This is a genomic window from Corallococcus sp. AB045, from assembly GCF_003668895.1.
GTDB classification, from domain to species: Bacteria; Myxococcota; Myxococcia; order Myxococcales; family Myxococcaceae; genus Corallococcus; species Corallococcus coralloides.
In genome coordinates, this window is the sequence record NZ_RAWN01000025.1 from 19,662 (window position 1) to 31,622 (window position 11,961).

General features: G+C 70.3%; 7 protein-coding genes. 6 read left to right on the forward strand and 1 reads right to left on the reverse strand.

Annotated features, from left to right (window positions below; genetic code table 11):
• Nucleotides 1–187: 187 nt before the first annotated feature.
• From D7Y21_RS08675 to D7Y21_RS08685, 3 genes are read left to right on the forward strand one after another with little or no spacing between them, the layout of a single operon-like run.
• Nucleotides 188–5,329 (forward strand): non-ribosomal peptide synthetase, encoded by a 5,142-nt coding sequence (locus tag D7Y21_RS08675; protein WP_121712466.1) that lies wholly within the window; start codon nucleotides 188–190, stop codon nucleotides 5,327–5,329.
• Entirely contained in the window at nucleotides 5,326–6,840 is a 1,515-nt protein-coding gene (locus tag D7Y21_RS08680) for a condensation domain-containing protein (protein ID WP_121712467.1), read from the forward strand. Before D7Y21_RS08675 ends, D7Y21_RS08680 begins: the two co-directional genes overlap by 4 nt.
• Nucleotides 6,837–8,036, forward strand: coding sequence for a cytochrome P450 (locus D7Y21_RS08685; protein WP_121712469.1), 1,200 nt, complete (start codon nucleotides 6,837–6,839; stop codon nucleotides 8,034–8,036). Before D7Y21_RS08680 ends, D7Y21_RS08685 begins: the two co-directional genes overlap by 4 nt.
• Nucleotides 8,037–8,491: 455 nt before the next feature.
• Here D7Y21_RS08685 and D7Y21_RS08695 read toward each other — a convergent pair whose 3' ends face one another.
• Complete coding sequence (locus tag D7Y21_RS08695; protein ID WP_120561601.1) at nucleotides 8,492–9,172, reverse strand: MotA/TolQ/ExbB proton channel family protein; 681 nt, start codon at nucleotides 9,170–9,172, stop codon at nucleotides 8,492–8,494.
• A gap of 512 nt (nucleotides 9,173–9,684) precedes the next feature.
• On the opposite strand from D7Y21_RS08695, the gene D7Y21_RS08700 reads away from it, so the two are divergent.
• The 3 genes from D7Y21_RS08700 to D7Y21_RS08710 all read left to right on the forward strand — a co-directional run bounded on the left by D7Y21_RS08700 (nucleotide 9,685) and on the right by D7Y21_RS08710 (nucleotide 11,950).
• Complete coding sequence (locus D7Y21_RS08700) at nucleotides 9,685–10,137, forward strand: GNAT family N-acetyltransferase (RefSeq protein ID WP_121712518.1); 453 nt, start codon at nucleotides 9,685–9,687, stop codon at nucleotides 10,135–10,137.
• Nucleotides 10,138–10,169: 32 nt separating this feature from the next.
• Nucleotides 10,170–10,370, forward strand: a complete 201-nt coding sequence (locus tag D7Y21_RS08705; RefSeq protein WP_233612028.1) for a hypothetical protein — start codon at nucleotides 10,170–10,172, stop codon at nucleotides 10,368–10,370.
• Nucleotides 10,371–10,669: 299 nt separating this feature from the next.
• Entirely contained in the window at nucleotides 10,670–11,950 is a 1,281-nt protein-coding gene (locus tag D7Y21_RS08710) for a S8 family peptidase (RefSeq protein ID WP_233612029.1), read from the forward strand.
• The last annotated feature ends 11 nt before the right edge of the window (nucleotides 11,951–11,961 follow it).

The following is an 11,961-nucleotide window of genomic DNA, read 5'->3' on the forward strand; positions in this document are numbered from 1 at the left end:
TTCAAACAGGGCCCCATTCCACCCGGCGTCGATTCATGGCGTCGCACTGGATTGTCACCCGGGATGTTTCCAACTGATGGCAGCGGGGCGTTTTTTCGCGTGTTAGAGGTCCGGGACACCGGGCTGCCGGGCAGCGAGCCTCCGCGCGGAGAGCCGAGGTGAAAGTCATTGCACCAGGAGCCCTCGCTTGACCTCCACGCCCCCTCCCTCCCGGGTCACCGGCACCGAATACGAACGCCTGCTCGCAAGCCTGCGGCGCAAGAGCCCCTGGGCGCTGGAAGGCCGGAACACAGCGGTGGCGCTGGAGGGCGGGGACGTGGCCGCGCGTGTCCCGGACTCCCGGGTCGACCACGGTCCATGGCGCTCGGTGGTGGACGTCATCGCGGAGCAATGCCGGCTGCATGCGGACCGCGTGGCGCTCTCGGATGGGACGACTGAAACAACCTATGCGAGCCTGGACGCGCGCACCCGCGCCCTGGCCTGGGACCTGCGGGCCCGCGGTATCGGGCGGGGTGACGTGGTCACGCTCGTGCTGGACCGGGGCCCCGCCTTCGTTGAACTCGCGCTCGCGGTCTGGAGGGTGGGCGCGGCCTATCTTCCGCTGTCGCCAGCGCATCCGCGAGCCTGGCGGGAGGACATCGTTCGCAGGGTCGGTGCGGCGCTCGTGGTCGGCTTCTCGCCGGACAGCGCGGTGCCAGGAGTCCCCTTCCTGGATGCGGGGGCCGAGGCGGGCTCCGTCGCGTCGCGGGAGGACGACGCGGTGCTCGTTCCGGAGGACCTCGCGTACATCATCTGCACGTCCGGTTCGACGGGCGAGCCCAAGCTGGTGATGAGCGAGCATCGCGGGGTCGCCAACCTCCTGCACGCCCAGCGGGACTTCCTGGGCGCGTTGGGGCCGGACACGCGCGCGCTCCAGTACTTCCACCCGTCGTTCGACGCGTCCCTGTTCGACGTCCTGCTGGCGCTGCCGAATGGCGGGCGGCTGGAGACCCTGGATGCGGCACAGCTCTCCGGCGAGCCGCTGGCCCAGGTGTTGGTGCGCCGGCGCATCACCCACGCGGTGCTGCCCGCGACGGTCCTGCGCACGCTGCGACCGGGGGGCTTCCCCGACCTCCAGATGCTGATGAGCGTGGGGGACGTGTGCTTGCCGGAGACCGTGCAGCAGTGGGGCTCGCAGCACCGCTTCATCAACGGCTATGGCCCCACGGAGGTGACGGTGGCCAGCACGCTCCAGGCCGTGCGCTCCGTGGATGGCGAGCGCGTGCCCATTGGCCGCCCCATCTCGAACTACCACGTGCTCCTGCTCGATGAGCACCTGCACCCCGTCCCCGACGGAGTCCCGGGGGAGCTGTGCTTCGGAGGCGACGGGGTCGGACGCGGTTACCTGGGCCTGCCGGGCCTCACCGCGGAGCGGTTCATTCCGGATGCGTTCGGCCCGCTGCCGGGAGGACGGCTGTACCGCAGTGGCGACCTGGGCCGATGGCTGCCGGACGGCACGCTGGAGTTCCTGGGCCGCCGCGATGACCAGGTGAAGATCCGCGGCGCGCGAATCGAGCTGGGGCAGGTGGAGGCGGCCCTGGCCGCGCTGCCGGACGTGCGGGACGCGGTGGCGCTCGTCGACGGCACGGGGGAGCGTCTGCTGGGCTACGTGATGCCGGTCGCCGGCGCGGTGCTGTCGGGCGACGCGGTGCGCGCGGAGCTGCGCCGCCGGCTGCCCGGCTATCTGGTGCCGGACGTGATGGTGGTGGTGGACGCGTGGCCGCTGAACACGAGCGGCAAGGTGGACCGGGCCCGGCTGCCCCGTCCCCAGCGGATGGAGCGGACCGGCTACCAGCCGCCGGAGTCCCCTGCGGAAGAGGCGCTGGCGGCCATCGCGGCGGCGCTGCTCGGGATGGAGCGGGTGGGGCGGCATGACGACCTGTTCGAGCTGGGCGGGCACTCGCTGTTCGCGACCCAGCTCGTCGCCCGGGTGCGCCGCGTCCTGGGCGCGCAGCTGGAGTTGAGCGCGGTGCTCCAGTCACCCACGGTCGCCCAGCTCGCGGCCGGCTTGAAGCAAGGGCAGGGTGGGGTGGACCTGGGCCCTCGCGGAGGCGAGCCGGGTGCCGCCATCGCTCCGTCGTTTGGCCAGGAGCGCGTGTGGTTGATGCACAAGCTCAACCCGGACGCGCGGGCCTACCACACGCAAGCCGTCTTCCGGCTGGCGGGTGCCCTGGACATCACCGCGCTGCACGCGAGCCTCACGGACATCGTCCGTCGCCACGACGTGATGCGCACCCGCTTCCCCGAGGTGGATGGGGAGCTGCGCTGCGAGCTGGAGCCGCCCTGGGCGGTGGAGGTGCCGCTCCAGGACTTCAGCGGCGTGGGTGAGGACGTGCTGGAGGCCCGGGTGGGCGAGGCGGTTCGCGAGGCGGTCCAGGCGCACTTCGCGCTGGCGGAGGGCCGGCCGTTCCGCTGGCGGCTTCTGAAGGTGGGCGAAGAGGAGCACCTCCTCGTGCACGTCGAGCACCACGTCGTGCATGACGGCTGGTCGTTCAACGTCTTCGTCCGCGAGCTGCTCAACGGCTACGCCGACCATGTGCGCTACGGACAGGTGCGCCGCCCTCCGCTGTCCGTGCAGTACTACGACTACGCGCGCTGGCAGCGGGAGTGGGTGGGCACGGAGGCCGCGAACGCGCAGCGCCGCTTCTGGCGTAAGGCCCTGGAGGGCGCGCAGACGCAGCTCCAGCTCCCGCGCCGCGTGTCGTCCGGGCCCCGGCGCTTCCGTGGGGTGGCGCCTCGGATGGAGCTGGACGCGGAGCTCGCGCGCCGGTTGCAGGACCTGGCGGACCGCAACCACACGTCCCTCTTCACCACGCTGCTCGCGGCGTTCTTCGTTCTCTTGCACCGCTATACCGGCTCGCGGGACCTCCTCGTCGGAACCGCGGTCGCGAACCGGCGCTGGCAGGACACGGAGAGCCTCCTGGGCATGCTCGTCAACACGGTGGTGCTGCGCGGCCAGCTGCACGAGGACCCCACCTTCACGGAGTTCCTGGCGCGGGTGCGGCGCAACACGCTGGAGGTCTTCGACAACCAAGAGCTGCCGTACGAGCACATCTTCGCGGAGTCACCCGCGCGGCTTCAGGGCGGGCTCAATCCGTTGATCCAGACGATGTTCAACTTCCATGACTCGTCGGTGGGCTCGCTGGAAGCGTCCCCGCTCGACGTCACCATCGTCGAGGGCCTGAGCAATGGCTCCGCCAAGTTCGAGCTGTCCGTCGTCGCGGTGCCCCTCTACGCCGAACCGGGACACATCAGCCGGTTCGCCGGGGACCTGGTGACCATTCCCCGCTCCGACAGCACCGTGCGCTCCAGTCCCCGAGCCTCCCTGAGCGGCATCCTGCTCTCGTGGGAGTTCGACTCCGACCTCTTCGAGGACTTCTTCATCACCGGCATGCTGTCCGCGTACCAGCAGCTGCTGCGCTCCATCACCGCCGCGCCGGACACCCGCGTGTCCAGGCTGGCCTTGATGAACGAAGCGCAACAGCGCGCGCTCGTCAGCGTGGGCGCCAGGAAGCAGGCTCCCACGTATCAGGTGCATGAGCTGCTGGCCCACTGGACCCGGCTCGCGCCCGACGCTCCGGCGGTAAAGGCAGGGGCTTCCGTGCTGACGTACGGAGCACTGACGCGCCGGGCGGAGACCCTGGCGCACCACCTGCGAGGCCTGGGCGTCGGCCGGGGGGCGCTGGTGGCGGTGTGCCTCCACCGCTCGGCGGAGCTGGTCGTGGCCCAGCTGGGAAGCCTCATGGCGGGGGCGGCCTTCCTCTCGCTGGATCCGAAGGCGCCACCGGCGTACCTGGAGTCGCTCGTCCAGGACGCCGGGGCCCACGCCCTGGTCACCACGGCGGCGCTGACGGACCGGCTCACCTGCCTGCCCACCGTCGTGCTGGATGATCTTCCCCCGAAGTCCGGTCCGCCGTTGCCCTCGGGGAGTCCGTCGGACCTGGCCTACGTCCTCTACACCTCCGGCTCCACCGGCAAGCCCAAGGGCGTTCAAATCGAACACCGCTCGGTCGTGTCGCTCATGCACCGGACGGCCCTGGCCGAGGACCTGGGACCGGGCAAGACGATGCTGGCGATGGCGTCGGTCTCCTTCGATGTCTCGGTGCTGGAGGTCTGGGGGGCGCTGTTGAACGGCGCCGCGGTCCACTTCCTGCCGCCGGTCTGGGACGTGCCGTCGCTGGCCCGGTGCCTCATCGAGGAGCGCATCACGCATGCGGTGATTCCCCCCGTGGTGTTGCCCCGGTTGGCGGCGGAGGCCCCGGAGTCCTTCGCCGCCCTGGACCGGGTGATGGTGGGCGGGGAGGCCTTTCCCCCGGAGGCGTTCCGCACGCTTCAGCGAGCAGGCTTCACGAAGCTGACGAACGCCTACGGCCCCACGGAGGCCACCGTGATGGCCAGCGCCTACAAGCTCGACGAAGGGCATGATCCCGAGGCCACGAACGTGCCCATCGGCCGGGCGCTGTTCAATGCCCACGTCGTCGTGCTCGACGCGTCCGGGCAGGTAGCGCCACCGGGCGCCGTGGGGGAGATCTGCATCGGAGGGGACGGTGTGGCGCGGGGATACCGGGGCAGGCCGGAGCTCACCGCGGAGCGGTTCGTGCCGGATCCGCTCGCGGCGCATCCTGGCGGGCGGCTCTACCGCAGCGGAGACCTGGGCCGGTGGCTTCCGGGGGGCATCATCGAGTTCCTGGGCCGCCGCGATGAGCAGGTGAAGGTCCGGGGCTTCCGGGTGGAGCTGGCGGAGGTGCGCGCCGCCCTGGCCGGACATCCCGGCGTGGCGGACACCCTCGCGGTCATCGACTCGCGCGCGGAGGAGCCCCGCCTCGTGGGCTATGTGGTGACAGAGCCGGGAGTCGCGGTGGCCGCGCAGGCCGTGCGCGAGGACCTGGCGCGCAGGCTGCCGGGACACCTGGTGCCCTCGGAGGTCGTGGTCCTGGAGGCGTGGCCGTTGACCCCGCATGGAAAGGTGGACCGCTCCCGGCTGCCCACCACGACCCAACGGAGTCCGGAAGCGCCCTTCACGGCGCCCAGGACCGAAACCGAGGTCCGCATCGCGGCGGTGGTCGCGGAGCTGCTGGGCATAACCCGGGTGGATGTCCACGAGAGCCTGCTCGCGCTGGGCATGCATTCCTTGCAGGCGATGCGGCTGGCCTCGCGGCTGGGCCGGATGATGGGGCGAGAGGTCGGGCTCGCGACCATCCTCATGGGACCCACCGTCGCGCAGCTGGCCGACGCGCTCACCGTGGCGCCGGTCGCCCCCACCACCCTCAAGCGATTGCCGCGCGCATGACGACCGCGTTCCCGATGTCCTTCGCCCAGCAGCGGCTGTGCTTCCTGCACCGGATGGATCCCACCGGCGCGGCCCACGCCACGGTCCGCTGCCACCGTGTGGCGGGGCCGCTGGACCTGCGAGCCCTGCGGGAGGCCCTGGACGTGCTGGTGGCCCGGCACGAACCGCTGCGGACCGTCTTCCCACTGGGGACGCAGCAGCACCTCTCGCCGGAGGGGCAGGCCCATGTCCACGTCGTGGACGTGGCGACCGAAGCCGAGGCCCTGCGCCACGCGCAAGCAGAGGCGGCCCGTCCGTTCGACCTGGAGCACGGATCGCTGCTGCGGCTCACCGTGCTCCGGCTGGAGCCCCGGACGCACTTCCTTGTCGTCGCGCTGCACCTGCTCGTGGCGGACGGCGCTTCGCTTCAGGTCTTCTCCGAGGACCTGGCCCTCGCCTACCGCGCGGCGGTCCTGGGCGAACCCACGGGCCTGTCCGAGCTGCCCGTGCAGTACGTGGACTGGTCCGCGTGGCAGCGCGAACAGCTCACCGCTTCACGGCGTGAGTCCCTGTCTCGCTGGTGGCGTGAGCGGCTGTCCGGCGTCCCCCTCTTCCTGGACCTGGTCGCCCCGCGTCCCGCGCGGGGCCAGGGACGCCGTGCGCATCGCGTGCTGCCCGCCGACATTGCCCGGTCCGTGCACGCCCTGGCGAGAGCTGAACGACAGACGGTGTTCACGGTGCTGGCCGCCGCGTGTGGCCTCGTGCTCGGTCGGTTTGCGAGACGTGAGCGGGTGTTGCTGGGGCTGGCCGTGGCCAACCGGGACCTGCCCGAGGTCGAGCGCGTGCTCGGATTCTTCGTCAACACCGTCGTGCTGGAAGTGGACCTGCGCGGCGACCCCGACTTCCGCCAACTGATCACGAGGGTGGCTGCTTCCAGGGCGGACGCATACGCACACAAGGACCTGCCCTTCGAGCAGCTCGTGGAGGACCTGTCGCCTCCCAGGGACCCCACGCGGTCACCCGTGGTCCAGGTGAACTTCGCCTACCATCCGCCCCACACGGCGGGAGCGCTGGCCCTGCACGGCTGCGAGGTGACGGAGCTGCTGTTGGACCTCCCCTCCGCGAAGTTCGAGCTCACCCTGCGGGTCGAGGAGCGCTCCGACGGGCTGTGCACGGTGTGGGCCGAATTCGATGAGAGTCTCTTCGACCTCGCGTTCATCGAAGGTCTGCTGGCGGCCTACGAAGAGGTCCTGCGGACCGTGAGCCCCGACGCCCGCGTGACGAGCCTGCGTCCGCCCCAGACCGCGACGGAGGCACACCTGGCTCGCATCTTCGCCGACGTGCTGAAGGTCGCTTCGGTCGACCCGTACGACGACTTCTTCCGGCTCGGCGGCCATTCCCTTCAGTTGATTGAAATCGCGGCCCGGGTCCGGACCGAGCTGGACCGGGACCTTGGAGTGCGTGAGCTGTATCAGCATCCCACCGTGGCGGGCGCCGCCGCCCTGCTGACACGAACAGGAGCTTCCCGATGAGCAATTCCTATCCGTTTCCCAAGGACTGGCAGCATCCGCTGGAGCCTCCCGCCGACTACAAGCGGTTGAGGCAGGAGGCCCCGGTGTGTCCGGTCCGGCTGTTCAACGGCAACACGGCATGGTTGGTCAGTCGCTATCAGGACGTGCTCGCGGTCCTGAGCGATACCCGGATGGTGCTGGACTCCACGCTGCCAGGGTTCCCGCACATCTCCGCCTCCTCGACGGCCCGGCAGGAGCGGACCCTGCCTTTCTTCTTTCGCCCGGACGCGGAGTACCGGGTGCAGCGGGCCATGCTCGTGCAGGAGTTCCTGCCCCGGCGGATGGAGGCCCTGCGGCCGCGAATCCAGCGCACCGTGGATGAGGCGCTCGACACGATGCTGGCGGGCCCGCATCCGGTGGACCTGATGGCCGCGTTCGCGCTGCCCGTCGCCATTCGCATCATCTGCGACCTGCTCGGGGTGCCCCATGACGGCGCGGAGCGCCTGCACGTCCTCAGCCGGACCATCGGCTCCCGGGCCTCGTCGCGCGAGGAGGCGACGGCGGCGCTGGCCGGACTGGACGAGGTCTTCCTGGCGCTGGTGGAGGCGAACCTGCGTGAGCCCACGGACACGCTCATTGGTCGCGTCGTGTCCGAGCAGGTGGCGACGGGCAAGCTGAGCGCCCCGGATGCCGGCGCCATGTTCCATGCGCTGTTCTACGCGGGCCACGGGCCGCCCGCGTACATGTTTGGCCTGGGCACGCTGGCGCTGCTGCTCGACCCGGGGCAGCTGGAGAAGTTCCGCGCGATGGAGGACCCCGCGGCCATCACCGCGGCCGTCCAGGAGCTCCTGCGCTTCGTCAATGTCTCGCACCTGGGCCGGCAACGCGTCGCCACGGTGGACGTCACCATTGGCGGCCAGCTCATCCGCGCCGGTGAAGGCATCCTCGCCCAGCCGGATTCCGCCAACCGCGACGAGACGGTCTTCGAGGATCCGGACCGGCTGGACCTCCAACGCGAGGTGCACCGTCACTTCGCCTTCGGCCATGGCATCCACCTGTGCACGGGGCGGGCGCTGTCGCTCATCGAGTTCGAGGTGGTCTTCAAGACGCTCTTCCAACGCATCCCCACGCTGCGGCTGGCCGTGCCACCGGAGGAGGTCCGCTTCAAGAAGGATGAGAACCTGCTCGGCGTGCACGAACTGCCCGTCACCTGGTAGTCCGGCGCATCAGAAGGAGAGGGGAAGGCCTGGGGTGGCCCTCGCGCCGGGGCCCGCCTCCCAGGCTGCATGGGCAGTCCCAGGTGCTCCAGGCTGGCACGCACCCCACCGCCAGCCTTCAGAGCGGCGGTCGTCAGCACGTGCAGCGAGGTCGGCGGCGCTGACTGTGTCGGCACCTTCCTTCCCGCCGCCGTGGGCATCCCGTTCCTCATCTGGGGCCTGAACACCTGGACCAACTCCACCGATGCGGCGCATGGCGGCTCCTCGGTCTCCCACACCGGTGTCGTGCCGTCCCCGCCTCCCGCCACGGCGTTCGACTTCCGCGGGAGCACGCCGGGCTCCGCCCGACTCCACTGATGCCAGGTGGAGGGGGCGGGCTGGACCTGGGCCGGCGTGTGCCCCACGGGAGCATCAGGGGGCTCGTGGACAGCACATCCTGCCGTAGGTCGTGCGGCTCACCGCACGGTGCCGCGCGTGCGCTTGAGGGCGCGGGACGTGGCATCGAGGAACTCGTTGCTCGCCTCGGAGAGGTCCACCGCGCGGGCGTCCACCCATCCCTGCAAGGAGTTGTAGCCCATGACCGCGGGGATGGCGACGAGCAGGCCGAAGGCCGTGGTGACGAGCGCCTCGGAGATGCCCGTCGAGATGGTCCCGATGCCGCCCGAATTCGCGGCGCCCATCTCCTGGAACGCGGTGACGATGCCGATGGTGGTTCCGAGCAGGCCCACGAAGGGGGCGGTGGAGCCCACGGTGGCGAGGTGGCCCAGGCCGCGCTTGAGGCTCTGGACCTCGCGCTGCGCCTGTCGCTCCAGGCTTCGCGCCACGGACTCCATGGCCTCCTCACGACTGTCGGTGGCGGAGATGCGGTAGGCCGTCAGCCCCGCGCGGATGGTCCTCCCCAGGTAGCCCACATCCTTCTCCGTCTTCGTCTCGGCGGCGGCGTCAAAGTCGCCACTGGCGAGCATGGCGCCCAGCTGCGCGGCGTACCTGCGCGAGTGGCGGCGGGAAGCGCGGAAGACGATCGTGCGCTCGGCGAGGATGAGGAGGGACACCATCGACATCACGCCCATGGCGATGACAATGAGCTGTGCGACCGGACCCATGTGGGTCCACAGACCCGCGAGTGTGAAGTTCATGGCGGGAACGAGACGCGCCTCCGTGCGCGTGGGCCACGGCGTGGCCCCATGAGGGAACGGCGGGTAACGGCAACGGTGTCCAAGGTACGCAGGCGCATGGACGCGAGGGTGGGCCCGCGTCCATGCGTTGGTCATCGTTCTGTCATTGCGTCCGCAGCCCGCGTGTTCCCCGCCAGCACAGCGGCATGCCGTCGCGCAACGCCGCGGGGGTCGGCTTCGCGTGCATCAACCTGCTTCAGGTAAGTCCGTTAAGGCGATGTCCGCGGGACGCAGGCCGGTTCCCAGCCGAGGTGCGCGTCGTCGGCTGGCTACATCCCATTTGAGGCAACCTGGCCTCGGCGCTCACCATGAGGCGCGCGTTGACGGGGCGCCAGGAGACGATGGTGGGAGTCGCGCGGAGAGGGTGTCGCGAAGGACGGGAGCGGTGGCACGGGGCACGGCAGCATCGACCCCGGCGTGGGACGCGGGCTAGACTCGGCTCGTCACTCGGCTCGCGGAGACCGGCTCTCTTGGTGATCCTGCGCAACGTTACAGATGAAGACCTCCCGATCTTCTTCGAGCACCAACGGGACGCAGTCGCGCTGCGCATGGCCGCATTCCCGTCGCGGGAACGCGATGCCTTCCTGACCCACTGGCGCACGAAGGTTCTCCGCCCCGAGAACGTGACCCGCACCATCGTCGTTGGCGGCCTGGTCGCTGGGTACATCGGCAGTTGGGAACAGGACGGCAAGCGCCTCGTCGCCTATTGGATGGGTCGCGAGCACTGGGGCAAGGGCCTCGCGACACGGGCGCTCTCGGAGTTCCTCGTGCTCGAGCCGATTCGTCCGCTCCATGCGTGGGTCGCTGTCCACAACGTCGGGTCGATCCGCGTCCTCGAGAAGTGTGGCTTCCGCACGGTGGCCCAGGAGAACCCGCAGCACGCGGACGGAGTTGCTGAGGTACTCATGACGCTTGGTCCGAAATAGTATGAGCCGGGTACCCGCACGTCTCCCGCTACGTGAGCGACTTCTACTGCTTCGACATGGGGCTGCGCCGCGCCGAGGGGCTGCTCATCTTCCAGGCGTACCATGACGACTTCGACCTCGCGTCCTGGCTGCTGGCCGAGTCCCCCGACGTCTCCGCCTGCACCTTCGACTTCGACGAGCACCTGACCTGGGTGCTCCGAGAGTTCCTGAACGAAGGCAAGTGGGGGCGATAGCCTGGACGGACGATGGCAGCATCGCCCCCCACCATGGGCAAGCGGAGGGTCGTCATCGGCGGCAAGGCGGTCCCCATGCCTTCGGGCCACACCCTGTGGGTCTAGCCAATGAGCACGGCGGGGCACCCTGGCTCGACGCACGCCCACGCCGGCGGTCCGGGTGGGGGTTTCGGACGTTTCGCGGCCCCGCGGGGCATCAACCACTTTGAGCCAGAAGGCGTTATTCACTGGGAGGGCCGCGCCAGCGTTGCCTTCCCGGCTTCCGGCCGAAGCTGGAGGTGCCACCCCCGGGGGAACCCATGTCGCTGAAGCTCCTGTCGTGGACGGCCGCGTCCGCCTGCGTGCTGTTCCTGCTGTCGGCGTGCCAGAGCACGGGCAATCCCATACCGCCACCCGGTGACACACCCTGCCGAGGCACCGCGTCCGTACAGACACCCGTGCGCGAGAAGTTCCTCACGGTCGCGAAGCCGGTCGCCGGTGAATACGTCGTCGTGCTCAAGGAGCCCCGGGAAGGGGACGCCGCGCCGGCGCCGGTGGTGGTCGCGCAGCGCCTGACCGAGCGCTTCGGCGGCAAGGCCTTCCACGTGTACACGCACGCGCTGCGGGGCTTCGCCGCGCGCATGAGCGACCAGCAGGCCCGTGCCATGTCCGCCGCGTCCGAGGTGGAGTACGTGCAACAAAATGGCGTGGTGACGCTTGACGAGAGCCAGTCCGGTGCGACGTGGGGGATTGACCGTGTCGACCAGCGCGACCTGCCGCTCGATCAGCTCTACCTGTACCAGACGCAGGGCCGGGGCGTGCACGTGTACGTCCTCGACACGGGCCTGCGCCCCACGCACCAGGAGTTCGCCGGGCGGGCGGACATCGCCTTCGATGCCGTCGGCGACGGTCGCAACGGCGTGGACTGCAACGGCCATGGCACCCACGTGTCCGCCACGGTGGGCGGCAACGTGTATGGCATTGCCAAGAGCGCGTCGCTGCACGCCGTGCGCGTGCTGGACTGCGAGGGCTCCGGGACGACGGCGGGCGTGGTGGCGGGCGTGGACTGGGTGACCGAGCACCACCAGTCCCCGGCGGTGGCCAACATGAGCCTGGGCGGCGGGGAGGACGCGGCGCTCGACGATGCCGTGCGCCGCTCCATCGCGTTGGGCGTGACGTACGTGCTGGCGGCGGGCAACGCGAACCAGGACGCGTGCAAGCGCTCTCCCGCGCGCACCGCCGAGGCCATTACCGTGGGTGCCACCAACAGCGTGGACCGGCGGGCATCCTTCTCCAACCATGGCGACTGCGTGGACGTCTTCGCGCCCGGCGAGGGCATCCTCTCGGCCTGGGCCAGTGATGACACGGCGACCCGAACGCTGAGCGGCACGTCCATGGCCACCCCGCATGTCACCGGCATCGTCGCGCTCTTCCTGGAGGCCCATCCCGCCTCCGCGCCGCAGGAGGTCAGCACCGCCATGACGGGCAACGCCACGCCGGACAAGGTGACCGACCCCGGGCGCTGCTCACCGAACCGGATGGCCTACTCGGGCTTCATCGCACCCTCGCGGGCCCCCACCGTCCGGAACGGCGGGGAGTAGGCACGTCCTCA